The sequence below is a fragment of the Psychrobacter sp. FME5 genome, from assembly GCF_014861375.1.
Taxonomy (GTDB): Bacteria; Pseudomonadota; Gammaproteobacteria; order Pseudomonadales; family Moraxellaceae; genus Psychrobacter.
In genome coordinates this window covers 1-26,345 of the sequence record NZ_RRYX01000003.1, presented here as the reverse complement: position 1 = coordinate 26,345, position 26,345 = coordinate 1, and the positions used below count along the sequence as shown (strand labels likewise).

24 protein-coding genes are annotated in these 26,345 nt (G+C 42.0%); 16 read left to right on the top strand and 8 right to left on the bottom strand.

Annotated features, from left to right (window positions below; translation table 11 throughout):
* Positions 1 to 261 precede the first annotated feature (261 nt).
* Entirely contained in the window at positions 262 to 1,260 is a 999-nt protein-coding gene (gene sohB, locus EI161_RS00905) for a protease SohB (protein WP_318779354.1), read from the bottom strand.
* A 376-nt stretch (positions 1,261 to 1,636) separates the two neighbouring features.
* On the opposite strand from sohB, the gene aspS reads away from it, so the two are divergent.
* The 4 genes from aspS to EI161_RS00885 all read left to right on the top strand — a co-directional run bounded on the left by aspS (position 1,637) and on the right by EI161_RS00885 (position 6,407).
* Positions 1,637 to 3,463 carry an aspartate--tRNA ligase gene (aspS, locus tag EI161_RS00900; protein ID WP_192523929.1) on the top strand — a complete coding sequence of 609 codons (1,827 nt, stop codon included), beginning with the start codon at positions 1,637 to 1,639 and terminating at the stop codon, positions 3,461 to 3,463.
* A gap of 67 nt (positions 3,464 to 3,530) precedes the next feature.
* Positions 3,531 to 4,508: a lysophospholipid acyltransferase family protein gene (locus EI161_RS00895; protein WP_192523917.1), complete on the top strand. Its 978-nt coding sequence runs from the start codon at positions 3,531 to 3,533 to the stop codon at positions 4,506 to 4,508.
* Between the two features lie 168 nt (positions 4,509 to 4,676).
* A complete protein-coding gene (locus tag EI161_RS00890) occupies positions 4,677 to 5,420 on the top strand; it encodes a glycosyltransferase (RefSeq protein WP_192528794.1) in 744 nt (247 codons plus the stop codon).
* A gap of 135 nt (positions 5,421 to 5,555) precedes the next feature.
* Positions 5,556 to 6,407 (top strand): hypothetical protein, encoded by an 852-nt coding sequence (locus tag EI161_RS00885; protein ID WP_192528771.1) that lies wholly within the window; start codon positions 5,556 to 5,558, stop codon positions 6,405 to 6,407.
* A gap of 27 nt (positions 6,408 to 6,434) precedes the next feature.
* Here EI161_RS00885 and EI161_RS00880 read toward each other — a convergent pair whose 3' ends face one another.
* The 3 genes from EI161_RS00880 to EI161_RS00870 form a co-directional block, all read right to left on the bottom strand.
* Entirely contained in the window at positions 6,435 to 7,553 is a 1,119-nt protein-coding gene (locus EI161_RS00880; protein ID WP_192528770.1) for a glycosyltransferase, read from the bottom strand.
* Between the two features lie 2 nt (positions 7,554 to 7,555).
* Complete coding sequence (locus EI161_RS00875; RefSeq protein ID WP_192528769.1) at positions 7,556 to 8,632, bottom strand: glycosyltransferase; 1,077 nt, start codon at positions 8,630 to 8,632, stop codon at positions 7,556 to 7,558.
* A gap of 71 nt (positions 8,633 to 8,703) precedes the next feature.
* Complete coding sequence (locus tag EI161_RS00870) at positions 8,704 to 9,567, bottom strand: glycosyltransferase (RefSeq protein WP_192528768.1); 864 nt, start codon at positions 9,565 to 9,567, stop codon at positions 8,704 to 8,706.
* 210 nt (positions 9,568 to 9,777) lie between these two features.
* Between EI161_RS00870 and EI161_RS00865 the strand changes: the two genes are divergently transcribed.
* The 5 genes from EI161_RS00865 to EI161_RS00845 all read left to right on the top strand — a co-directional run bounded on the left by EI161_RS00865 (position 9,778) and on the right by EI161_RS00845 (position 15,395).
* Positions 9,778 to 10,860 (top strand): glycosyltransferase family 8 protein, encoded by a 1,083-nt coding sequence (locus EI161_RS00865; protein ID WP_192528767.1) that lies wholly within the window; start codon positions 9,778 to 9,780, stop codon positions 10,858 to 10,860.
* 368 nt (positions 10,861 to 11,228) lie between these two features.
* Positions 11,229 to 12,833 carry a glycosyltransferase family 39 protein gene (locus EI161_RS00860; protein WP_192528766.1) on the top strand — a complete coding sequence of 535 codons (1,605 nt, stop codon included), beginning with the start codon at positions 11,229 to 11,231 and terminating at the stop codon, positions 12,831 to 12,833.
* Positions 12,834 to 12,878: 45 nt separating this feature from the next.
* A complete protein-coding gene (locus tag EI161_RS00855) occupies positions 12,879 to 13,961 on the top strand; it encodes a glycosyltransferase family 2 protein (RefSeq protein WP_192528765.1) in 1,083 nt (360 codons plus the stop codon).
* On the top strand, positions 13,954 to 14,415 hold the full coding sequence (locus EI161_RS00850) for a GtrA family protein (RefSeq protein WP_192528764.1): 462 nt from the start codon (positions 13,954 to 13,956) through the stop codon (positions 14,413 to 14,415). Before EI161_RS00855 ends, EI161_RS00850 begins: the two co-directional genes overlap by 8 nt.
* Positions 14,412 to 15,395 (top strand): ChbG/HpnK family deacetylase, encoded by a 984-nt coding sequence (locus tag EI161_RS00845; RefSeq protein ID WP_192528763.1) that lies wholly within the window; start codon positions 14,412 to 14,414, stop codon positions 15,393 to 15,395. Before EI161_RS00850 ends, EI161_RS00845 begins: the two co-directional genes overlap by 4 nt.
* A 269-nt stretch (positions 15,396 to 15,664) precedes the next feature.
* On the opposite strand, the gene EI161_RS00840 is transcribed toward EI161_RS00845, so the two are convergent.
* Together EI161_RS00840 and glnE are read right to left on the bottom strand one after the other, a co-directional pair.
* Positions 15,665 to 16,594, bottom strand: coding sequence for a branched-chain amino acid transaminase (locus tag EI161_RS00840; protein ID WP_192528762.1), 930 nt, complete (start codon positions 16,592 to 16,594; stop codon positions 15,665 to 15,667).
* Between the two features lie 332 nt (positions 16,595 to 16,926).
* The gene (glnE, locus tag EI161_RS00835; protein WP_192523212.1) at positions 16,927 to 19,794 is read right to left on the bottom strand and encodes a bifunctional [glutamate--ammonia ligase]-adenylyl-L-tyrosine phosphorylase/[glutamate--ammonia-ligase] adenylyltransferase; all 2,868 of its coding nucleotides are present in this window, start codon (positions 19,792 to 19,794) and stop codon (positions 16,927 to 16,929) included.
* Positions 19,795 to 20,072: 278 nt separating this feature from the next.
* Between glnE and EI161_RS00830 the strand changes: the two genes are divergently transcribed.
* From EI161_RS00830 to EI161_RS00810, 5 genes are all read left to right on the top strand, one after another.
* Positions 20,073 to 21,113, top strand: a complete 1,041-nt coding sequence (locus EI161_RS00830; RefSeq protein WP_192523211.1) for an NADP-dependent oxidoreductase — start codon at positions 20,073 to 20,075, stop codon at positions 21,111 to 21,113.
* Between the two features lie 120 nt (positions 21,114 to 21,233).
* Positions 21,234 to 21,665 carry a sulfurtransferase complex subunit TusD gene (gene tusD / locus EI161_RS00825; protein WP_192523210.1) on the top strand — a complete coding sequence of 144 codons (432 nt, stop codon included), beginning with the start codon at positions 21,234 to 21,236 and terminating at the stop codon, positions 21,663 to 21,665.
* 96 nt (positions 21,666 to 21,761) lie between these two features.
* Positions 21,762 to 22,085, top strand: coding sequence for a hypothetical protein (locus EI161_RS00820; protein ID WP_192523209.1), 324 nt, complete (start codon positions 21,762 to 21,764; stop codon positions 22,083 to 22,085).
* 42 nt (positions 22,086 to 22,127) lie between these two features.
* On the top strand, positions 22,128 to 22,472 hold the full coding sequence (locus EI161_RS00815) for a hypothetical protein (protein WP_192523208.1): 345 nt from the start codon (positions 22,128 to 22,130) through the stop codon (positions 22,470 to 22,472).
* 41 nt (positions 22,473 to 22,513) lie between these two features.
* Positions 22,514 to 22,837, top strand: a complete 324-nt coding sequence (locus tag EI161_RS00810; RefSeq protein WP_192523219.1) for a TusE/DsrC/DsvC family sulfur relay protein — start codon at positions 22,514 to 22,516, stop codon at positions 22,835 to 22,837.
* 42 nt (positions 22,838 to 22,879) lie between these two features.
* Here EI161_RS00810 and EI161_RS00805 read toward each other — a convergent pair whose 3' ends face one another.
* Entirely contained in the window at positions 22,880 to 23,428 is a 549-nt protein-coding gene (locus EI161_RS00805; RefSeq protein WP_192523207.1) for a tRNA (cytidine(34)-2'-O)-methyltransferase, read from the bottom strand.
* 244 nt (positions 23,429 to 23,672) lie between these two features.
* Between EI161_RS00805 and EI161_RS00800 the strand changes: the two genes are divergently transcribed.
* Positions 23,673 to 23,813 carry an entericidin A/B family lipoprotein gene (locus EI161_RS00800; RefSeq protein WP_192523206.1) on the top strand — a complete coding sequence of 47 codons (141 nt, stop codon included), beginning with the start codon at positions 23,673 to 23,675 and terminating at the stop codon, positions 23,811 to 23,813.
* Between the two features lie 115 nt (positions 23,814 to 23,928).
* Here the strand turns inward: EI161_RS00800 and hemW are convergent, their stop codons facing one another.
* Positions 23,929 to 25,251 carry a radical SAM family heme chaperone HemW gene (gene hemW / locus EI161_RS00795; RefSeq protein ID WP_192523205.1) on the bottom strand — a complete coding sequence of 441 codons (1,323 nt, stop codon included), beginning with the start codon at positions 25,249 to 25,251 and terminating at the stop codon, positions 23,929 to 23,931.
* A gap of 251 nt (positions 25,252 to 25,502) precedes the next feature.
* Between hemW and EI161_RS00790 the strand changes: the two genes are divergently transcribed.
* On the top strand, positions 25,503 to 25,997 hold the full coding sequence (locus EI161_RS00790) for an EVE domain-containing protein (RefSeq protein ID WP_192523204.1): 495 nt from the start codon (positions 25,503 to 25,505) through the stop codon (positions 25,995 to 25,997).
* The last annotated feature ends 348 nt before the right edge of the window (positions 25,998 to 26,345 follow it).

Sequence of the window (26,345 nt, the reverse complement as noted above, 5' to 3'; positions counted from 1 at the left end):
TTGGTATGCCCCATTTATAACACAGCAAATATGAATAAACAGCAAAAAGGCGCGACCCGCTAGGACACGCCTTTTACAAAATACAAACAATGCATCATACAAACCAAAGATGCTCAACGATTAATAAATAAGCAATATATAGCCGATTCAATTTAAAAATTATAGCAGCGGCACGTTAATATAAATAACTCGCTTTTATCTTTAACGGACTATAGTTCGGTAAAATAAAAGCGAAACGATTATAGAACGATATATATATCATTATTTTAGAATGTTTAAGCGGCTATTCAGATCAACACGCATCAAAGCATCTGGTAGCTTATCAATCGCCATATTTACGGTGGCTTCTGCCGCTTGTGACAATCCCAATTTTTCGGCTAGCGTTGGTTTTTGGCGTGAATGTAGTGCATAGACTTCGTTGTTTTCCATTCGTTCTAAAATATAGCTGTCCGAAGTTTGCAGACTATCAATTAAATTGAGTTTTAGCGCGTCTTCACCATACCAATGCTCTCCAGTAGCCACTTTATCGACATCTAATGCTGGACGGTAAGTATTGACAAAATGCTTAAACAACTCGTGCGTTTGCTCTAGCTCTTCTTGATATTTGGCACGATCCTCAGCAGCATTTTCGCCAAATACAGTCACGGTACGTTTATAGTCACCAGCGGTAAACATTTCATAATCGACATCATGATTTTTGAGCCATTTATGGAAATTTGGTAATTGTGATACCACTCCGATAGAACCAATCACGGCAAATGGAGCAGCGATAACGTTGTCTGCAACACAAGCCATCATATAGCCCCCACTAGCCGCAATTTTATCCACGCAGACGGTTAATGTTAGACCTGCATCTTTTAGACGTGCCAATTGTGCCGCTGCCAGTCCATAACCATGAACCAAGCCACCGCCTGACTCAAGGCGCACGACGACTTCATCGCCTTTATTGGCAGTGCTAATGAGCGTACTTATTTCTTCACGCATATGCTTAACCGCCGAGGCTTTCATATCGCCATCGAAATCAAGGACGAAAACTTGTGGTTTAGAATTGTGCTTTTTTTTCTTATTCTTGGTTTTTGCTTTTAGCGCTTGCTTGGCTTTTTTAGCCATCACTTTTTTGAATTGCTTAAGCGCCGCTTTACCTTGAGTTGCCTCCATCAGGTCTTCACGACGTTGTTCTTGATTTTTATTTAGATGAATAACGCGTAGCTCAACAGGGTTTTTAGTAGGATGAAACAGCATCAGTAGTATTCCTTGAATGGTGTAAATAATTTTAATAGCATTTTATTAGTTATCTTGATATGTGCCCAGCGACCTCTATTTTCAAGCAAAATGCAGATATTTACGCCAAGGCAATTGTTACTGTATAAACTCGTCGGTATCGAGGTACTTTTATACTTTGATTGGGCTGCACTGACTCCTAAGGTTTGATTGGACTCCGCTGGTTGTATAACAAAGGCAGATTAGGCATAATATGCGTTTACATCAAATTTTCTGCAGCCAACGTGATGACCATTTGTCTTAATCGCGTTGTTTGTGCTTTTTTTGCAAATAGCTTGAAACGCGCAACAATGGCTGCATATTGTACTTCGAATTGGGCTGACAACTGGATAACCTTATTATGACGCAAAGCACTATGACGCATAGCGAATACCGAGACGAATATTGCGGAGCCGTAACCGAAAGCTTAATTGATCAGACTATTAGTGTCGTGGGCTGGGTACATCGTCGTCGCGATCACGGTGGCGTGATTTTTTTAGACATGCGTGACCGCGCTGGTATCTTACAGGTCGTTGTTGACCCTGATACCCCAGAAGCTTTTGCCACTGCTGATGCAGTACGCCCTGAATACGTACTAAAAATTACAGGCCGTGTACGTCGTCGTTATGAAGGCACCGAAAACAACAATATGACCAGCGGTCAAGTGGAACTATTGGGCAAAGAGATTGAAGTATTGGCAAAGTCTGAAACGCCACCATTCCCTTTGAATGATGAAAACACCACAGTATCAGAAGACTTGCGTCTAAAATATCGCTACCTTGATATGCGTCGTCCACAGATGCAAGAGCGTATGGTTTTCCGCGCTAAAGCCACTTCAGCGATTCGTCGTTACCTAGATGACCATGGCTTCTTAGATGTTGAAACCCCTATTTTGACCAAAGCCACGCCTGAAGGCGCACGTGACTATCTTGTGCCTTCGCGTACACGCCCGGGCAACTTCTTTGCTTTGCCGCAGTCGCCACAGTTATTTAAGCAATTATTAATGATTTCAGGTTTTGATCGCTATTATCAAATCGCTAAATGCTTCCGTGACGAAGATTTACGTGCTGACCGTCAGCCAGAATTCACCCAGGTGGACATTGAGACTTCTTTCTTAAATGAAGAAGAAATCATGAACATCAACGAAGGTCTTATCAAACATCTGTTTAAAACCATGATGGACGTTGAGTTTGCAGACTTTCCGCGTATGACTTATGCTGAAGCAATGCGTGACTATGCGTCAGATAAGCCTGATTTGCGTATTCCATTGAAATTGGTCGACGTTGCTGACTTGATGAAAGACGTTGACTTTAAAGTATTCGCGGGCCCTGCCAATGATCCTAAAGGTCGCGTCGCTGCCCTACGCATCCCTGGTGGTAGCTCGCTTAGTCGCAAGCAAATAGATGCTTATACCAAATTTGTCGGTATCTATGGCGCGCGCGGCTTGGCTTATATTAAAGTCAATGATGCCAGCAATATTAACAACGGCGTGGACCAAGAATCTGGTCTACAATCACCGATCATCAAAAACATGACTGATGATGTATTGGTGAGTTTGATTGAACGTACGGGTGCAGAAAGCAGTGATATTATCTTCTTTGGTGCCGATAAAGCCAGTATCGTCAATGACGCCATGGGTGCACTACGTCAAAAGATTGGTCTCGACCTTGAAATGACTACGTGTGAGTGGGCGCCACTTTGGGTCACTGACTTCCCCATGTTTGAAGAAACGGACGACGGCAAGTGGACATCCATGCATCACCCGTTTACTAAGCCTAAAGGCTCAGTTGAAGAATTAAAAAACAATCCAGAAGCCGCCCTGTCGATTGCTTATGACATGGTCTTAAACGGTACCGAAATTGGCGGTGGTAGTTTGCGTATCAACACGTTTGAGATGCAGCAAGCAGTGTTAGAAGCGCTAGGTATTGGTGAAACTGAGGCCGAGGACAAATTTGGTTTCTTATTGGATGCACTCAAATTTGGTGCGCCGCCGCATGGTGGCCTAGCCTTTGGTTTAGATCGCTTGATTATGCTGATGGTCGGTGCAGGCTCTATCCGTGACGTCATTGCATTCCCAAAAACTAAGACAGCTGAGTGCCCATTAACGCAAGCACCTGCTGAAGTTGATAGCAAGCAGCTACGTGAGCTTGGTATCCGTGTGCGTGAAAAAGTACAGGCTGACGCCAACAAGCCTGCTCAATAAATGGTTGAATAATGCGCAGATATTTTTTACAGTGCAGGTTACGTGATTCGTCACCATGTGAATGGTTATGAATCCGTATCATATCTTCAAAATCGTGCCATTGTCTGTCTTGCAGATGCTGGCACGTTTTGTTGCGTGGGTCATTTTAAAGATGCCTAACGCCAGTATCATGCGCACAGTGAATACTAATATCGCACTGATTGCTCATACCTTGCCTAATTTGCAAAAACAAATCCTTGTCAAAGACATTATTTACCATCAATGTTTAACCAGTATTGAGTCGATTAAGAGTTGGGCGATGCCACCAGAATGGAGTATCGCCCAGATTCGTGATGTGCATAATAAAGACATTTTATTAGAAGGACTTGCTAGTCCTAACGGCATGCTGGCAATCGTTCCACATCTGGGAACGTGGGAGATGATGAACGCCTGGCTCAATCAGTTTGGTTCACCAACCATCATGTATAAACCAGTCAAAGGTGATATTACCAACGACTTTGTGCTACAAGGGCGGGCGCGGCTCAATGCGACTTTAGTACCTACCGATGGTAGCGGGGTCAAAGCCGTTTTTAAGACGCTTAAACAAGGGGGGTTTAGTATTGTATTACCTGATCACGTCCCCGACCCATCAGGTGGTGTTGTCGTACCCTTCTTTGGTGTTGAGACGTTAACCAGCACCCTCGCCTCCAAACTGGCTAGCAAAACCAAATGTGCACTGGTGGGCTTATCTTGTATTCGCCGTGACGATGGTCGTGGCTTTGATATTTACTGTTATAAACTTGATAATCCAGCACTTTATGACCGCAACGCCGAAATCGCTACTCATGCGCTTAATAAAGCGATGCAGCATATGATTAAAGACAATTGCAGTCATTATATGTGGGGCTATCGACGCTTTAAGCACATACCCACTGTAGGTAATCCTTATACGGCTGATAAAACCCTCTTAACTACTTTTATTCGCAGTAATCAGGATAGGCATTCTGCTCACAACCAAGATAGTGCTAACGATGTACCTCATAACAATGAATGCAATGAGCAATAACCGTACAATCAATTAAGCGTTTAGAGATATCGCAAGCAACAGCTATGCTAGTATTGGCTAACTTTTTAATCTTATTCATCAGTCCTTCATTTACATCAATATGAGTGCATTATGGCAACTGACGTAACCAACCCTTTACCGACAGACCAAACGCCAGCAGGCATCCATATGTCTGAGCAGCGTTATATCATTTGTATGAAATGGGGTGATAAATATGGTCCTGAATACGTCAATCGCCTTTATAATATGGTCAGTCGCCATCTTACTTTAGACTTCCAAATGGTATGCTTGACTGATGATAGCGCAGGTATCGACCCTAATGTCGCTTGCTATCCTATACCTGAAATGGATTTACCCGCTGGGCCTGAGCGTGGCTGGAAAAAGCTCACGACTTTTAAGCCTGAGCTATACGACCTCAAAGGTGTGGCCTTATTTTTAGACATCGACATTGTTATCGTTGATAATATTGATGGCTTTTTTACTTATGAAGCTGAGCACCAAGACAGTGTCGTTATCATTCGTGATTGGAAAAAACCGTGGCGAATGATTGGTAATAGCTCGGTATATCGCTTCAATATTGGTTTGGATACGTACCCTGATTTGCTGGCAAACTTTGAGCGTAACTTTGATACCATTCGCACCCAAGTACGCCACGAGCAGGCCTATCTGTCGAACTACTTGCGTGAACATCATCACCTAGAGTATTGGGATAAAGACTGGTGTGTCAGCTTCAAGTACCAATGCATCGCCCCTATTCCATTTAATTTTATACGCGCACCTACACTTCCATCTGGTGCAAAAATCGTCATCTTTCATGGTGAGATTAACCCGCCCGATGCTATCAATGGTGGTGGTGGTAAATGGTATCGTCATGTGAAACCAAGCCCTTGGTTGAAGGAGTATTGGCGATAAGCACACTGGATTTTTCAGTCGTTTTTTAATGGTATTTTTAATGATGCATTAAATGGTACTTTAAATAAGCATGCCGTATATCAGAACAGGTTAATCCCATTCAACAATACTATTAAGAGATTATGGAATACCATTATGGGATTACCAAAGACTGACGATATTAGGGTTGGGAATCAGCGCGTTACCCTTAATGCCTTTAATGGCACTGAAACCAAAGAACACTTACGGCAAACAGCGGTGCAGATTATTGCCTCAGGCCCCTCAATTGCTGACTTAGTATTTAACAATCAGCAATTGGGTACTCCAACTATCTTTGTCAATGGTAGCCTCAGTCTGCTCTCAGAGCAGACTTTTACGTCTATTGCTGGCTGGGTGATTAGTGACGCCCGCTTTATCCATCACCAACCAAATATTTTAAAAAACCACTATAATGGTCAACCGCTATACGCAACCCTTGCTGTATTCGAAGCTTTAGCCGCTTCACATCCAGACATTATGCTCAACTATCATCAAGCAATGCGCGTCTTATATCCCGTAGATCGGCCGTGGGGCGTTAAATCTAATAAGCCTTGGCACAGTAAACTGGCTTTAACAGCCAAGCGGCTGATTAGAAAAAGCTCCTTGAAAGAGTTTGCAGACCATCCAAGCTTCGTCATCAACAGTACTCATAAACCAAAGCCCATTGGTGTATCACTTGATGTCACTGATGGTTTTGTAGAAGCAGGAACCGTTGCTTATGTCGCCGCACAGCTGGCATTCTCTCGCCAAGCCTCTGCTATTCATTTATATGGCATCGACCTACTTAATAGTAACCAACCACGATTTTATGAAAACAAAGACAATAGCGCACCCTGTAAACTGGATAAAGCGATTACAGATCGTATTGTGCCGTCGTTTAATCTATTAGGAAAGGTCTATAAGGATCATGGTGTGACTGTCTATAATCATTCGCCCGTATCTAAAGACTTGTTTGATGAGCTTTATTAATACTACCTTCTAGGGCGTGCTGAACATTCAAACTGACTTTACTTGAACAAATTTTAGATAATGACGAGCGATGCTGTGAGGTAAAAGTCTATTATTCAATTGGACTTTATAATCATCCAGATTGGCAAGCGCCTGACTCATTAACGTTGCCAACGCATCAGTATCATCTACAGGTATTAAGTTTTGCTCAGGTAATAACTCTCTTGGTCCAAAGGGACAATCTGTGCTAATAACTGGTACTCCTAACGCCTGTGCCTCAACGATGACATAACCGAATCCTTCAAATTTAGACGTCAGCACCATTAATGCTGCGCCAGCGATTAATGGATAGGGATTGCCCTGAAACCCCAAAAACTTGACACTGTTATCAATACCAAGTTGAGTCGCCAATTGTTTCATTTCATCTTCAAGTTTGCCTTCACCTACCAATACCAATGGCAGCTGCCGATCTGTTTTGGCATATGCTCGCAACAAATCCTGATGATTCTTCATCGTATCGAATGACCCTACATGAATAATGTATCCTTTAGCAGTTACGCCAAAACGCTCAAAAACTGATGACTGAGCGGCTGATTTTTTGATTTCATTGGTATCGCATGGGTTATATATCGTCGTCGTTCTATTAAGGTTATTGCCGATAAGTGTTAATAAATCCTTACATGCCCCATCGCTGACACAGCTACAAGGATGGGCACCATACACCTTTTTTAAATGCTGGATAATATGATTGGGACTGTCTAGTAACTGTTGTTCAAATTGTTTAGATAATGCAGTATGTAAGACATTGATAATATTTGGCAGTTGACTATAAGACATAATCCAATTTACTTTATAGATATTAGCCAATATTAAATCTGGTACCCCTATGTTTTTAAGTACATAGTGATCTATACGCTTTGCAACGGTTCTATATCCTGCGGCTTGCTCGGACTCTTCCTCGAAGATGGCTTTATTGTGAATCTGGGTGTATGCCACGACATGATGCTGGACGCGATAATCTAAAGGCATTTTCTGTGTACTCTCTAAACAGAGTACATGAACGCTATGGCCCATATCCGCATAAGCACGCGCTAAAGTCGCTACCATGCGTTCAGCACCGCGACCTTCTAACGCCTTTAATACCAGCAAAATAATGGGTTTGATCATTTTTAGCTATCTGTAAATTCAACATACTTTTTAGCAATCTTTACAGGAAGGAGCGCATCATCAAATGCAGCCTGAAATTGTTGAGGGTTGTTTATAGCTTGGCTGAGTTTGTTAGCGATAGCGTCAACATCTTTCATCGGCATTAAATTATTTTTTGGTAACAATTCACTTGGCCCAGAGGGGCAGTCTGTACTAATAACTGGCGTGCCTAGAGCCAAGGACTCTGCTATAACTAAGGCAAACCCTTCCCAGTCAGAGGTTAATATTTTGAATTGCGCATGTTTTATATAGGGAAAAGGATTCTCACGAAACCCTAAAAACACTACCTTGTCTTCTAAACCAAGCTCCACGGCTAGACTTTTCATATCACTCTTACGCTTACCTTCTCCTAAAAGCAGTAAAGGCAGAGATTGATCTGTTTGAGCATAAGCTTTTAGCAGGATATCGTGACGCTTTGCTTCTTTAAAACTACCCACATGAATAATATAGTTCTGATATTCTGGGACAAACACTTCAGCAAGTTTTCGGATGTTATCTCTATCAATCGGATTGTGGATAGCAGTCGTTGGCGTAATATTGCCAAAGGTTTCTATAAAATCTGTTTCAGCCCCTTCGCTCACACATATACATGGATGCTTAGAATATATATCAATCATTCTCGATTTTGACTTATTGCCCTGATTCGCACTATCAAGCTTATACAATAGTGATAAAGTATTGTGAATGATATAAGTAATATTTGGCAACCTACTATAGCTAAGAATGCTATCTGCAGGCATCAGATTGGATAAAATAATATTAGGCTGACCAATTTTATTTAAAATATACTTATCTAAAGCTCGTGCAAAAATCTTTTCACGACGCTGTGCTCCCAGTATAAGCTTATATGGCTTGAATCTAAGCATATGGTAGCTCAGGTTTGGGTTAAGATCATATTCTACTAAAGGCTTAAACCTTAATATATGCACCTCATAACCTAACTCGTAAAACCCTTGTCCTAGAGTAAGAACGACTCGCTCTGCACCGGCACCCTGTAGACAGTTAATAACAAATACCACTATTTTGGTGGGCTGCTTCATAAATTATGACCTATGGATAATTGGTTGTTCGTTCGTTGGCTAGATAATTAACTATTATTTTATCGAACAAATTAACGCTTAAATATTTTTGAAAATAAAGATTTAGATTTTTTTGGTCGCGTTACTTTATTACGCTTATAGCGTTGCTGAGTCTTTTTTGGAAAGCTACCAAAAGCATCAATTCTATAATCATCTAATTGATACCCATTAGCCAAGGCTTCACTATAATAACTATCAAACAATTCAGTCAAATCTTGTCTTGGATGGTCCATCACATTACCGTCAAACCAGTGTTCAAGCCCTTCCTCACTAATCCTTGCAAGTGAATACTTATGACTAAACTGTGTTCCCATATCAGAATAGTGTAATATCTTGATATCCTCTATCACTAAATCTTCACCATCCACACAATTATAGCTGTCCTGATAAGGCTCAATTAAGTCTTTATTTTTTTTAAGAAGCTTCATCATCTTTTTATGACTGTCAGGGTCTTGTCGTAATTGTTCAATTGACGGAATAACCGTTTTTGCTTTGCCACAATCCCAAACGCAGGTACATAATCGTGTCATATCCGCATAACTTTTCGCTGCTACTATTGATTGGCCTTCTATAGGATGATCCCATAGTTTTGCTAAATCATCTAAAATTATGACATCCGCATCCATATAAATGGCGCGCCCCGAGTAGTTGCAATATTCAGGAATAGCCCAACGGAACCCCGAAAAAGGAGTCGACCATTTAGTGGTGTTCCAGCCTTCACCTACTGTTGGATTAGAATACCAAAAGCTTTGAGGATTATGTGATAGCTGCATCCATGTGATTTCTACAGGTGTCTTTGTATGTTTATGAATACTATATTCTAGTACCATCATCTGCTCTAAATCGCAATTATTAGGATCGCAGCCTACAAATACACGTATGGTTTCATTAGTCATGGTTTACTATCCTGAATTAATAACTTGATAAAAAATACTATGTCTCATATTATACCTCAACATAGCCTATAGCTAATTGGGTTTATGGTTTAAATACATTTAGGGGTACACCCTAGTTTATTACTTCACTATTTTTTAATTGTATTATTGTTATAATGTGTAATAAGAGTATGTGTGCAATTAACAAAATAACGAATGAGCTTTATTACTATGAATATTTCTGCAACAATTTCTCAGCAAACAGGTGAAGCTGAATATAATAACACTTTAGCCTTTTGTGTTGATGAGAACTATTTACCTTATGCTTTATTTGTAGCTGAACAATTTATAGCTCTACATCCAAAATTACCGTGTGATATCTGTATATGCTTACCTGACATTAGTAAAGTACCAGAAAAGTTTATTGACACACAGATTCGCTTTATTGAGCTTTGTATTAATGGCATAGCCTCTTTACCGGTAGGAAAACTTAGCCTTGCAGCTTATCACCGCTTATTTCTACCTCAGATCTTTGAAGGTATTTATGAATATATTATATATTTAGACGCAGATACTTTTATAAACAAACCTTTTTATAGCGAACTGATGACATATGTTGATAGTTTAGATACAGAGTTTTGCGTAGCGGCAGCAGCTGACATTATGGAACTTAAGTTTCGTTCAACTTTTAAACAAAAACAAAAAACGGTGGATAATTATATAAAGTCATATCATCAGTATGACCATATTTATCGTAATTCAGGTGTTTTAGTATTCAGTACTAGGCAATATGTCAAAGAAGACATACTATCTAGAGTTTTTAATTATGCTATTGAAAACGCTGATAGACTACAGTGTCATGATCAATCTGCCTTAAATAGAGTGTTGTTAAATGAGATAGTACTTTTACCGTTTGATTTTAATTGGCAAATTAATCGGCTTACTCATAGTTTTACTGATACTACAGAGCCTTATATCATCCATTTTATTAGCAATAATAAACCTTGGCGTACAGACAATAAATACACTGCTAAATATCAGGTATTTTATAAGGATTTCCTATTCACTAATTTTCCTGAAATAACATTAGATATATTAAATATGTTTGATCAAAGACGTAAATCACCAAAATATGACAATCCTGCTAAAGAGTTTATCTCAAGAGAATGGCAGCGTATAAAAACTAATTTCTCCGAAAATCTTGTGAAATTATCAGGCTCAGAAAAGGTAGTAGACAAATATAATATTATACCAGTATTAGCCGAAGCACCTTTTTTAGTGTCCACTAGCGATGCTCTAAATGAAGAAGGTTAAGCGGTTACAGTTAAACAGCATGGGCCCAATATCGCACTAACATTTACACTCCTTCCTCATATCAATTTATGGTAAGTTTTTGCAGCTTATATTATGTCACTCCATGAAGATTGCTCTTAAATTATTACATTTTTTTTATGATAATCAGCGAACTCTCTAAACTGCTTAATGAGTCATATTGCAATTATGGCTATACTTAGTCTACTGGATCAGCTGTATTCTCATCCTTGTACCTATAAGCCTTAAGAGCTGCTTGTAGATAAAAAGTGACGCCTGACTATGACTGCCTATCAATAGCCTTTATAATACTAAAAAATTTATCTGCTAGACTTACTCTAAGCTAGTTTTACTATTATAAGGCTTGTATTATGCCCCCCATTGATAAAGTGTCCTCTGATGCTCGACCTATAAATAATGGTACTGGTAAGAAATTTGAACAGCAGGATAAAAGTTCAAATTCTTGGCGCTGGTTTGGTTTGTTTTTAATCGCTTACTTTGTTATTTGGTCTATCGCGCCTACCTTTTTCGCCAGCAGCGTACCGTTTGATGTCAGCGAAGGTATTAGTTGGGGAAGCGAATGGCAATTGGGCTACTATAAACACCCTCCTTTTTCGTCATGGGTACTATATAGCTTTTATCAGCTGTTTGGCCATATTGGTCCTTATCTGCTTAGCCAACTATACGTCCTACTCACTTTATTTTTTATCTATCAGCTAGGTAAAAAGGTCTGGTCACATGAAGTTGCGCTATTGGGCAGCGCACTAACCTTAGCGATCGTTTATTACACCTATCCCAGCCTAGAGTTCAATCATAATGTTGCACAATTTCCTATTTGGGCAGGGCTGTATTTAGTATTCTATCAAGCACTTACCCGTAATCGGCTCACAGACTGGCTACTACTGGGTGTGCTTGGTGGGCTCGGTATGCTCACCAAATACAGTGTGGTATTCTTATTATTACCAATGGCGACTTACTTGTTACTACCAAAACAGTGGCCGCTGCTAAAGCAACCGCAGCCATGGATAGCTATTTTTGTGATGCTCGCAGTATTTGCCCCGCATCTATATTGGTTAGTGATGCATGATTGGTTGCCGCTCGGTTATGCTAATGGGCGCTCACATGATGTCGGTGAAGCCGCTAGTAGCGTTAGCCGCCATTTTAGTTGGATCAGTTTTATTATCGCTCAGCTCGTCGCACATATCCCACTATTATTAATACTCGCCCTTAATCGCAAACGCTTATTTGGTGTTAGCGCTTATAAGCATAGCCTGCCAGCAGGTGCTTCTCTACTATGGTATCTTTGGGCCGCTCCCATTGGTGTGCTAGTAGTGTTGAGCTTAGTATTCGGTGTTGGCTTGCGTGATATGTGGGGCATGCCAATGTGGGCGCTGTCTGGATTGCTAGCTGCCTCATTCGTTGTCCCAGCTACTCAATTACTGACAGCGACTAAACTACGTAAAGCCCTCGCTATTTGGCTGACACTAGCCACGGTACTGATGGTCGTATACGTGGGTTTTGGTGATAAAATACGTCATAAACCATCGCGTATGCAATGGCCTGAACAAGTGCTTGCTGGACAAGCTCAGGACACTTGGCAATCGCTGAGTAGTTGCCCACTCGATAGCGTCTCAGGTGACCGCTGGCTGGGCGCTTTAGTAGCAATAAATAGTGGGTTTCCATCACAAATGATTTCAGGTCCCGCCAGCCATTCACCGTGGATGAGTATTGAACGACTTCAAAAAAACGGCACCCTAGTCATGTGGGAAGACGGCGATGACGATATATTGCTGCCCTTACTGGATGAAATAACAGTGGTCGGTGACCATCAGGATAATAATGCAGCCAGCTCTGATCGACTAATAAAAAAACAAGGTCAATGGCAAATTTCATGGCGTGACCCTAAAGCGGATACACCGTTGACCGTAAACTGGACTGCTTATGTTCCTAGTCGCTGTATTCAGTCGCCTCAATAAATTGCCCAGCAACCATACCTACTTACCAAAGATGATGAGTGTTTTATGCCACAAAACCAACCTTACTTATCGATCATCATGCCAGCCTATAATGATGCCGAGGCATTGCAAGCATTTTTGCCCGAAGTATTTGCGTTTACCGCAGCGTTAAACCTGCCCAAAGAATATAAAATATCAGAACAACCAAAAGACAAAGTAACGCCCGCAAGCTGTGAAATTATCATCGTCGATGATGGTAGCCGTGATGACTCGGTTGCTGTAGTGACCAATCTGATGGCAACACTGCCTGAAAACACAACATTGCAAATAATACGTTTGTCTCGAAACTTTGGTAAAGAGCCTGCGCTCAGTGCTGGTCTTGCTCAGGCAGAAGGTGATATGGTGGCGATGATTGATGCGGATGGTCAGCACCCTTTATCAGTATTGGCGCAAATGTTAAATATGATTGAACAGTCAAATATTGATATGGTGGCCGGTATTCAGGCCAATCGCCCGCATGAAAGCCAGTTAGCAAAAACCTTCAAACGCAGCTTTTACCACTTTATCCAAGACCGTCAGCGTTATGAGATTCGCCCCAATGCTGGTGATTTTCGCGTGATGAAGCGTAAGGTCGTACAGGCATTACGCTCACTACCTGAGCGCCAACGCTTTATGAAAGGTCTCTACGCTTGGGTAGGCTTTAATACTGTCTACCTGCCCTTTACTGCTGATAATCGCGGCTCTGGTGAGAGTAAGTTTAACTTTGGTAGTCTTTTTGAATTGGCTTTGGTTGGCATTACTTCTTTTTCTCAAAGACCGTTACGACTCATATCACGCATGGGTTTTGTCGTCTCCGCTTTGGCATTTTTATACGGTTTATTTATTGTCATAGATACCTTAATATTTGGTAGCGATGTCGCAGGCTGGGCAACCGTAGCCGCTGGCATTATGTTTTCCACTGGTATCCAACTGGTCTGTATTGGCGTGATTGGTGAATATGTTGGCAGGCTGTATGAAGAGGTTAAGCAACGACCGCTATATCTCATTGATGAAACCATTAGTAGTCGCGAACTCAGTGATAGCGATAACCATGCTGATGAAGTCACGGACACCCCTACTAGATTTATTGACAAAAAAACCTATGAATAAAAAACCAGCAACACCAACAGCATCCAAACAAGCCCTATGGTTTATAGCCGTTGGCGCTATTGCTGCATTGGTGCATTTTTTAGTATTGGTAAGTATTGTCAGCTTTACGCCCATGACCCCAACATGGGCGAATGTTATGGCATTTTTACTGGCCTTCATCATCAGTTTTTTGGGGCATTTTTATCTGACCTTCAACCCCTCGAGCCTACCTTTTTCAGGTAATAAAAAGAACGATAATCAGAGTGTGAAACGTCCATCCTTGGCTGGCTCGTTACCAGTGCTAGCCAAGTGGTTTGCCAGCTCAATTATTGGATTTCTTGCCAATCAAAGCTTATTTGTTTTGGGGTTAAATTGGTTTGGTGAGCATTACTATATGTTGATATGGTTGGTAGTAACCGGCGTTATCACGGTGATGACTTTTTCATTAGGTAAACTTTGGGCATTTAAATCATGACGACAATAAAAAACAACACACCTCAAAACCAGAACTCTCAAATATCAAATAGTGCACGCGCTATTATTATCAATGTCGATGATTTGGGTTTATCGGGTGCAGTAAATGATGCGGTATTACATCTCGCTGAACGTGGGCGCATCGGTGCTAGTAGCTATATGGTAGGGGGTACTATCAGTGACAGTGAGATACAAACGTTAGCTGAATTAAATATCGATATTGGTTTGCATCTGGATTTGACCGGAATATTCCCATCAGCGCTACGCGGTTCTCTTAAGTCGCTCATTATAGCCAGCTACCTACGTAAAATTAATCCTGTACAAGTGACTGATACCATCAAAAAACAATTGGATGGCTTTGAAGACCGTTTTGGCCGTGCCCCTATTTTTGTAGATGGTCATCAGCATATCCATCAGTTTCCTATTATCCGTCAACGCTTAGCCAACGAGCTGAATGAGCGTTACGGTGGCGAAAACACCCAAACTCATATTAGTGCGCGTACGACCACCCCGTTGGTGAACGATTTTAAGTCTTGGGTTATCTACACGCTAGGTGGCAATGCATGGCGCAAACTGTGCAAAGATAAACACATTGCAACCAACGATTATTTTGGCGGAATTTATGGGTTTGATGCCAACCGTCAAGAGTTAACAGCATTGTGGGATCAATGGTTACAGAGTGCACCGCGCACCGCTGATTTATCGCCTGCGCTCTATGCACAGTCATTTGTCATTGAACCGTTGGGCACTTATGCGCAATATGATACGACCACTCCCGCCATACATGCTGCGCCACTCTCATTGCCTACGGAGTTGTCTACCACTCTCATTATGTGCCATCCTGCCATTCCTGATAACGGCTGGCAGGATGAAATTAAGACTGCACGAGAAATTGAATACAACTGGTTAATGAGTGATGCGTTTGAAGTATTATTACAGAAGCATGATGTGAGATTGGTACGCTGGTCAGAAAGTGTTTAAAAGCTATTTATTGCTATAGCCAGTCCTAAATAAAAGAAAGACAAGTATTATAACGTGCTACTGGGATGAATTTTTCTTGCTTGCTGTGCGCTTTGCACTCCAGAAGCTGCGAATAATTCACCCCAGTAACTCTGTACTCTTTCAAAATTGGATTAACTATATCTATATTAACCACTCGAACTCAATGGCTTTCTTTATAGTATAGCCAACAAAAAAGCCAAGACTATGACACAGTCTTGGCTTTTCTCAAACACCGATTAATATATAAATCAGTCAATAAAACTTAACCAATCCATATACTGCTCATTGCGACCGTGCACGACATCGAAGTATAAAGTCTGTAGCTGCTCAGTCAAGGGTCCACGACTACCGTTACCGATAACACGGTCATCATATTCACGAATAGGTGTCACCTCAGCCGCGGTGCCCGTCATAAAGATTTCATCTGCTAAGTAAAACTCATCACGAGTGATGCGGCGCTCAACGACTTTGATACCCAAGTCATCCGCAAATTCGATGATAGTACGACGCGTGATACCATCTAATGCACCGCCACCTAAATCAGGAGTATGTAACACGCCATCTTTTACTAAAAACAAGTTCTCGCCAGCACCTTGGCAGACATAGCCTTGTGGGTCCATCAAGATGGCTTCGTCATAACCATTACGCGTGACTTCTTGATTGGCCATGATAGAGACTGGATAGTTGCTTGAGGCTTTTGCCTTACACATAGTTACATTGGTCATATGGTGGGTAAATGAAGAGGTTTTGACACGGATACCATTTTTGATACCTTCTTCACCAAGGTACGCGCCCCAATGCCAAGCCGCAACCATCGCATTGATGCTATTGTCACGTGATGACAGGCCTAGTTTTTCTGCACCCACCCAAATCAGTGGACGAATATAGGCTTCTGCGAAGTTGTTTTGCTTGACCACGTCTTTGTGCGCTTGCTCAAGCGTTGCTGCATCAAACGGCACATCCATCTGAAAGATTTTTGCTGAACCCAATAGGCGCTCAGTGTGCTCTTTTAGACGAAAAATTGCTGTGCGATTGTCAGCCGTTTGGTAAGCACGGACGCCTTCAAACACCGCCATACCATAATGTAAGCTATGCGTCAGTACATGGACTTTGGCATCTGGCTGTTCAATCATCGTGCCATTCATCCAAAGCTTACCATCTTGTGTTGCCATGTTCATTTTATAATCCTTATGCTAGCACTAACGGCTAACTTTTTTAGGTATAGTCAACGCACTTGAAAATGGCCACAACATTAACCTCGTGCAATGTAATATTTACGCTCGGTTACCTTGTACCCACCTTAAACTGCTTCGACTAGAGGTTGTATTTAGTCGTATTTATCAACATCATATGATAACACCGCAGCGTCAATTTTTACTGCTAAAATACCGCTTCATTATTATTAATGACTGACGGCAGTATTACCATGAGCAAGCGATTATATCACTGGCAATGCTGACAAATGCAACCTTTTGGTTTGTGGTTAAATGATTTTTGTTTATAGTGGTGCCTATTCTTCTTCTATTGAGTCGACGCCCATCAAATGTTGCCATTGATCTTGTACCAATGTTCGCGTCTCCTTCCATAGCGATTCATCGACTAACAATGACTGCTCTGACAATGCCAGCTGGTGAGTGGCAGCACGTATTCTTAGATAAGCATCGGTTAAATCCTGACAAACTTGCGCGTCCCAAATTCCTAGTAACGCAACTTCTTCAAAAATACGGACGTTGTCACTCCACTTAGTCAAACTTGGATATTCGTGCGAATAAGCCAGCACCGCAAATTGTGCTAAAAACTCAATATCAATTATGCCGCCTGCGTCTTGTTTAAGATGAAACTTGCCCGCTTGTTGTTGCCACTGACTGGTGCCTAGATGTTTTTGCATCTTAATACGCATACTGGTGACTTCACTACGCACTTGTTCTATCGTGCGCGGTAGGGCCAGTACCTCTCGTCGGATATCACAAAAACGTGCTGTCACTCGTTTGTCGCCACAAATCGCCCGTCCCCGCACCAATGCTTGATGCTCCCACGACCATGCTTTGTCCATTTGATAGGTTTCAAAAGCATGGCAAGATACTACCATCATGCCAGCGTTACCCGAGGGGCGCAGACGCATGTCAATCTCATAAACGCGGCCATCTCGAGTTTGAGTATTGAGGTAATTCATCAGCTTTTGTACCAAACGCGCAGCAAATTTCATCCCACTGACTGATTTTTCGCCAGTAGTCATGCCCTGCTCTTTTATCTTGTGTAAAAACACCAAATCTAAATCGGATGAATACGACAACTCTAACCCACCAAGCTTGCCGTAGCCAATGATGGCAAAGCCGCAATCAGCCTCAGTCACTGGGTCACCATCTTGACCAATGGGGTAACCGTAGCGTTTGACGATTTCTGCAAAAGCACGCTCTAGTGCCGCTTCTAATACCACAGCAGCGATATAGGTTAATGAGTCCGACACCTTCATAATTGGACGCTCAGCCAATACATCACTGGCGGCGACCGCCAATACTTGGTTCTTTTTGAATAGCCTTAATACGCTGAGCAACTCTTCTTCATCATTGGGCTCAACCCGCAAAAGTTGTTGGCGCAAAATATCACGAAGCTCAGGCTTATCTGGCAAATGACGATAGCGTTGCTGTAAAAAAGTATCTAAAAGCACCGGATAATGTGCCAACTCTTTTGCAATCCAAGGACTGGCCGACAGCATCGGAATCAGCTCAATCGTTGCGTTGGGGTTCTCTGCAATCATGACCAAATAGATAGAACGGCGACAAATCGCTTCGAGCAAAGCAATGAGACGCGGTAAGGCGGTATTAGCCAGTTGCTGCTGCTCTTGATGAGCGAGTAATGCATGGATAATGACAGGATAAGCATCGTCCAAACGCTCTCTTGCTTCGTCACTTAAGTTGGCAACCATCTTTGATTGCCAAAAACCCTGCAATAGCTCGCGATTTTCTGGGGTGAGTACTTCATTTAAGCGCGCAATCTGCTCATCGAGGTGTTCTGGCTCAAGATTCATATCGTCTTGGTCAGGTATCTGGCGCTCGGTGACCATACGCTCAAACGGAACATTGACATTGTCGCGATGATGATTAAGCGTGCTTAGCAATGCTTGCCAGTTATCAAACCCAAGTGTTATCGCTAAATTGCGCTGCCACTGTAAATCATGTGGTAAGCGCTGAGTCTGCTGGTCATTGATGGCTTGAATACCATGCTCCAATCGGCGTAGAAAACGATAAGCCACTTGCAGCTGCTCATAGGTGACGGTCTCTATATACCCAAGCTTATGTAATGCCTGCATTGCCTGTAAGCACGATTTAACCTGTAGTTGAGGATGCCGCCCACCATAAATCAACTGGAATGCTTGCACAATAAACTCAATATCCCTGATACCACCAGCACCAAGCTTAATATTATCCAAATCTTCACGCTGTACCACTTGGTTTTGGATAAGCGACTTCATTTCTCTGAGTGCTGAAAAAGCACTGTAATCAACATAATAACGAAAGACAAATGGTTTAATAAGCACCTGCAACTCATCATAGAACGGCTGCTCTATCTGCCCAACCACTCGAGCTTTTAGCCAAGCAAAACGCTCCCATGCACGGCCATGCTGCGAAAAATACTTCTGTAATGCGGATAAATGGATGGCCAAGTCGCTACCGTCACCCCACGGACGCAGACGCATATCCACTCGAAACACAAAACCATCAGCGGTCTTGTTATCAAGCAACTTAATAATACCTTGACCCAGCCGAGTCATAAAACGCTTGTTATCTATGCAGCGGGTGCCTTTGGCTTTATCGCCATTGGTCTCACCACGTGCCTGATGGACAAAGATAAGATCGATATCACTGGATAAATTTAGCTCATGAGCGCCAAGTTTGCCCATGGCCATAATCGCCATATCGTCAATTTGTACATTGCCTTTAGCATTAATAAAGGTCGGTTCGCCATACTGTTTGATAAGATGCTGATAGGTATACTCTTTGGCAAAAGAGATACAACCATCTGCAAACTCAGACAGCTCATCGGTTAACTGCTCAAGCGTAATCATTTGTAATGCATCTTGCCATATCCAGCGCATCATCAGCAGCGTACGCAAATGGCGCAAACCACTCATCACCTTCATTTCAGCGGCGAGTTGGTAATTATCATCCAAGGTATAGTCTTGGATTAAATCATCAATTTGCTGACGTGTTAGGGTTTGGTCTAATGGGTAACTGCGCAAAAAAGTCTGGCATGAAATGGTCCGACTTTCCCAAATTTGATAGGCAAATTCACTCGCCGTCTGCAATACTTGCAACTGATCTGCCGTAGGCTGATAATCTGTCCCATGAGTCGCACGTAAAGACATAGCAGATAACATAGAGGAATGAACTCCTTACATAGAATAATAAGACGACGTAAATCTAGAACCTAAGTCTAGATTTTTTCTGCCGAGCCAATCACAGCATCAAATAAGCTTACTCAATATCTGAGTGTTCAGCAACGTTTAACAACACGGACACTATTTGATTCTAGCGGCTTTATGGTAGCATGAATAACTTTAGCACGAACAGCCATAACCTTAGGCCACCAGCCGTGATGAATAATAATGAAAGTGTCAAATTATAAAAAACAAACTATAAAAATCAGGATAATAAAATGAATCATTCAAATTTAAAACAACAAAACCAGGAAATTGTATTGGCTGAACACCCTTCAGGTTTGCCAACAGAAAACACCTTTAAAATTAATGACATTGATATGCCTCAGCTCAAAGCGAGCGAGGTCTTAATAAAAAGTATTTACGTCTCTGTCGATCCTGGTATGCGCGGCTTTATGAATAAAGGCGATGACGATGCTGCTGGCAATAAATTTCAGTTAAACAAGCCGATTACCAGTCGAACGGTTGCACAGATCATTGAAAGCAATGATGATGATTTTGCAGTAGGTGATATTGTGCATGGGCGCTTTGCATGGCAAAAATATCAAACCGTTAAAATTGCAGACATTGAAAAAGTAGACCCGACGCTTGCACCTATTTCCACCGCTGTCAGTATGCTTGGTATTCCCGGCCTCTCCGCCTATTTTGGTATGCTAACTATTGGTCAGCCAAAAAAAGAGGAAACAGTCGTTGTCTCTGGTGCAGCAGGCTCAGTAGGCAGTATTGCTGCGCAGATCGCTAAGATAAAAGGCTGTAAAGTTATCGGTATTGCAGGCTCTGCCCAAAAAATTGCGTTCTTAGAAGATGACTTAGGCTTGGATAAAGGCATCAACTATCATCAAACTGACGACATGGAAGTGGCGATCAAAGAAGCCTGTCCCGATGGTGTTGATGTGTTTTTTGATAATGTCGGCGGAGAATTGTTCGATGCGGTTTTTGCCAATATTAACAAACACGGCCGTGTCGCTATTTGTGGACAAATTGCAGAATACAACGCAGACAATCCGCCACAAGGTCCAAGACCCATGCAAACCTTAATCAAGAAAAGCGCCCGTATGGAAGGGTTTGTTGTCTACGATTTCGCAGATGAGTTCGATGCCGCCAAAAAGCAAATCGCAGAATGGTATAATGCTGGGCAACTGAAATACAAAGAAAACCTTATCGAAGGATTTGAAAACATTCCTTCCGCCTTTATTGGTCTCTTTACCGGTGAAAACATCGGTAAGCAAATGATCAAAACTGGCGATTTAGAAAAATAAATTGAATCTGGCTTTTAGACTTGAACGGTTGACCATGAACCGTTCAAGGTCGGTTTATTAAAGACTTTTTAGTCACTACCTATCAATCAACAACCACCTATAAATTGCGATGCTACCGTTATGACCACGCCTACAACCACGGCCTCTACCCCATTACTTCTAATCACCGCTGATCCTAGTCACCCGCTTGCTCAACTAGCGCTACGTTATGCACGCGCTTATCTTCAGAGCAGCTCAAACCAAGAAGAGGTGGGCAGACGCAGCCCTTTAAACGTCTTTTTTTATGCAGACGCAGCGCATACTGCCAATCGTTTACGCTGGCAGTCGGCAGACCAAATCGACTTGACCAAAGAATGGCAAACGCTCGCTGAGCAATATCAGTTATCACTGCCCGTTTGCGTCAGTACCGCACTCAGTCGCGGTATTAGCGATAGCGATAACAGCAAACGACATCAGCTAGACACTGAAAATCTGGCACAAGGTTTTACATTGGTAGGATTGAGTGAGCTTGCAATGATGATGCAAGAGGACTGTCGCTTGGTGCAGTTTTAATACAATTTTGATGCAGGTTTTATAAAATTGATGACGCCAAGACAATACTTATTAGCGAGTAACATTCTAAGCCAGCAATCAGATTAGGAACATACCATGAAACTATTAATTCAGCTGCATACCCCGACTGAAATGGTCAGTTATGAAGGCTGTGCACTGGCACTAACGCTGGCAACCTTTGGGCATGAAGTACAGTTGTATTTAGATGCGCCTGTTTTTGGCTTTTTGATGCAGCATGAGTCACGTTTGCACGGCATGATTCAGTCACTTGAGCTCTATGATATGCCAGCGGCTTGGTTACCAGACGATGTGTTTAGTGGCTGGGTCACAGGTATGTTGCCAGCCGATTTGGCCTCGCAGCTAACATTGATACCAGAAGTGGTGAACTCAAATGACTTTGAGCAAATACTGACTTTTTAATAAAAAAAACAATGAATACTATCAAAGCAAATGGATACCGTTATGGCAACCTTATATCAATTACACAGTAAGATAGACACCCTCAGACGCAGTGTCGAAGAGATGTCGCGCACATGGTGCAAAGGTGACAGTATCGTCTTACTTGGCACCACGGTCGCTTTTATTGACTGGTTTGATGCCTACTTAGGTGATAGCGAGATACAAGGTATTACGGGTATTTATGCGCTAGCCGATGATGTGGCTCAACTCACGACCAATACCAGAGCCAAGCTAAACTTAGAGGCCAAGTTAAGCTGTATCTTAACCGATAGTGAATGGGTCAAACTGACTCAAAATGCTAACGTTAGTAATGCTGGATTTGATAAAGTAGTGACCATCGCCTTATGAATAATAACGACAACACTATTAACGACAACGCTATTAAAATTATGACAACAATCGATGTTGAACTGGATCAAGACGGCCACTTATGTGATTATACGATTTGGACGGCTGATATTGCCCAGCAATTAGCCAACACCCTAGAGGTACATTTAGAGACTGAGCATTTGCAAATCTTACAACAGGTACGGGCTTTTTTTACCAAGTTTAATCATCCACCAGCGACGCGACCACTTATCAAGTGGCTACAGAAAACGTTGCCTGAGTGTGACATTAGCAATCAAAAGCTGCAGCAATTATTTAATACAGGCTTGGTTGCTCGTCATGTCAATCGCTTGGCTGGTTTGCCAAAACCCCCTAATTGCTTATAATTTTCTCAATCCATAAATACATAGTCGGTTCAATATGAACCGCTATTTTGGGTCGTATACTGTCAAGGTCTCATAACCGATGCTACGCCCTTCATCGCCCTCAAACCCTTGCTGCCGCCACACCTCATACAGACATATAGACACGCTATTAGACAAGTTCAAACTGCGTGAATCCGGTAGCATGGGCAACCTAAGCCAGTTACCGCTGCCGATATCTTCACGAATTGAATCCGGCAGACCTGCTGTCTCAGAACCGAAAACCAGAGCAACATTAGATCTCACATTGGCATTCCCTTTTAAGCTTGTAAAATCATAATCATAAAATGGCTTGCTAAGCTTGGTAGTCATTGCCGTAATCATATCGCAGTCCGCTGCTAGCAATGATTGTTTTGCAGCTGCCCAATTATCATGGACTTGCAAATGGGCGTATTCATGATAGTCCAACCCTGCACGGCGCAGTTTTTTATCATCTAACTCAAACCCCAAAGGTTTGACTAAATGCAGCTGCGCACCAGTATTGGCACATAGGCGAATAATATTACCGGTATTGCTCGGCATTTTTGGAGCTACCAGTACGATGTGTATGGTCATAATATTTCCGTAGATGATTTTAGACTCACCGTAATCAAAAGTTACAGTTTACTGTCAATAATTACATTTTGATACTGTGCAGCGTTTTTAACTTTCACTATGATGTCTGTATTAGATAACAAGACGATATGTCGATGTCGGTATATTGTGGCGCTATCTTATACCAAACCAATAATGTTCGCGCAAATCGTTTAACGTTATTGGTATAACACGCCAGAATCCATTTATTTTTGAGGACACTATTATGAAAAAAGTAATCATTGCATCTTTAACAGCTATGTTCGTATTGACCGGTTGCAACACTTTTAAAGGTCTAGGCCAAGACGTGTCAAGCGCTGGCGATGCTGTAACTGGCGGCGCACAAGACGTACAACAAAAAATCTAAGTCTTAGCGTTTTAGATTTAAAGCTAAAAAGGTTTGCCATTTATTTGGCAAGCCTTTTTTTATTACCTATACTAAGAAAGCTTCGTCAAAACTAAAAAATCTTCGTCAAACAAGCTTACAAAAACACTCGTAATATTTGATTGAGGTAACGCTGCCCCAATTTTGTTGGTTGCAAATGCTCGGCACTGTCGACCAATAAACCTTGAACAACCAATTTATCTACCTGCTCCGCAATATCGCTATATCTCAATCCTGTTCGTGCCTCAAAAAGCGACCACATCACCCCGTCGTGCAGACGTAGCGCATTCAGCATAAATTCACTTACCAACTCATCACTATCAATCACTTGCCAACCAACCATCTTTGGTGCACTTTGGCTTAATGTAGATTGCTCGGCGTCAGCTTGGTAGTCCATGTCTTGATGACTTATGTCCTGATAATTTACATAGTCTTTAGGCAAGCGTGACTTACTAAAACGATAAATGCCAGAATCTAGCAACAACTCATTTCCATTTAATTCTGTCGCTTTACCTGCAACCGTTAACTTGCCATGTGCCCCAGCACCAATGGCGAGATAATCCCCAAATTGCCAATAATTGACATTGTGCCGGCATGGCTTATCGGACGCGCCTGACCAAGCAGATACTTCATAATTGTTATAACCCAATTTTTGGAGTAACGCCTGCCCTGCCTGCTCAATATCTGCCAAGTTATCCTCATCTGGCAACACGGGCTGACTGCGATAAAACACGGTATTGGGCTCAATCGTCAGCTGATACCACGAAATATGCGTTGCACCTGCATCGTGTGCCATCTGAATATCGTCTAGTGCTTCATGCATCGTTTGCTGCGGTAAGCCATGCATCAAGTCGACATTGACTCGCTCAAACCCCGCTGTGCGAGCCGCATGAATCGCTGCGAGTGCCTGAGCAGGATCATGTATACGTCCCAGCGTTTTCAGCTTATCAGCCGCAAAGCTTTGCACACCAATCGACAATCGATTGATACCGACATCCAAATACTGCGCAAAAGGCGCATGCTCTAGCGTACCTGGATTGGCTTCCATAGTAACCTCTATGTCAGCAGAAAAATCAAAACACGCCCGCAGCCCAGCGAATAAGCGTTGATACTGAGCAATCGGCAATAGCGATGGCGTACCACCACCGATAAATATCGAGCTGATTTTGCGCCCTTGAGTCAACGTCTGCTGCACCTTTGCATCTAACAATAATGCATCGACATACTCGTCATACATCAATGACTGACTGTCTATCGGCAGCTCATGCGAGTTAAAATCACAATAAGGGCATTTTTTGACACACCAAGGAATATGGATATATAGCGCCAATGGAATAGTGTTTACCACTATGGTATTCGCAACAGAATGATTCAGAGCACTAGAACTAATGGATGAGTGAGCAGGTTTGATATTTAACATAAAAGGATTTATCTATAAATAGGTAACTGCTGTCATTAGCAGAAAGTAGCGCTAGGATAACGGCTAAGCTCATTAAAAAAAAGGCCTTGTTAAAGAAAGTTAGATTAATAACAAAACCAGTAACAAACGCTCATGTTAATGGCACTTCCGTACAGGCAGAATAGTTAAGAGTGATAGTATAAAATATACTATAGGTTAAACGACCTATCATAAAAAAGTGCATGGTTAACGATAATTAATAGGATAAAAAGATGGCTTACTGGTTGATGAAATCCAACCCCAAGTTTTTTGGTATTGATGACTTACAGCGCTTGAAAACCGACAGCTGGGATGGCGTGCGCAATTATCGCGCGCGTAACTTTATGCGCGATGATATGAAGGTCGGTGATAAGGTCATCTTTTATCATTCTAGCGCCAAGCCTTCTGGCGTCGCTGGTATCATGACCGTCAGCAAAGCAGGCCATCCTGACCCCTCCCAATTCCATCCTGAGCATAGGCACTATGACCCTATCGCAACCGAAGACGAACCGCGCTGGTACATGGTAGATGTCACTTTCGAGCAAGCTTTTACCGATATACTCCCACTAGCAGAGCTTAAGTTTCTGCCTACGCTTGAGGATTCCTTATTGTTAAGAAAAGGCTGTCAGCAGCTGACCGTCATTCCACTAGAACCCAAACACTGGAATACCATTATGAACATGGCAGAAGAGCTGGAGCTAATACCAGATGAAACAGACTCTATTTAACCGTTTTCAGCCCATTTAGAGACTAAAGATGGTTAAAAATATTTAAGTAAAAACTATTGATTGAACTGAGGACAGGCCCTAATAAACGCTTCCAAAATATTGACTTCATCGCTTAGTTTCTTTACCATCTTATTTGTTTATGACCTGTCAATTCATCGCTTGAATTGATGGGTTATTTTTATTTTAGCCTCGTCGATTTTATTTGTACGCGCAGACTATACAGCCTTATTCATAATCTACTTGCTCATATTATTTATCAGAGTATTATCGTCGCACCACTATAGTCACTGCACCATAAAAGAGTTATGCCTTGGACAAATATCATAAAATAATTTAGATAAGTCGTTT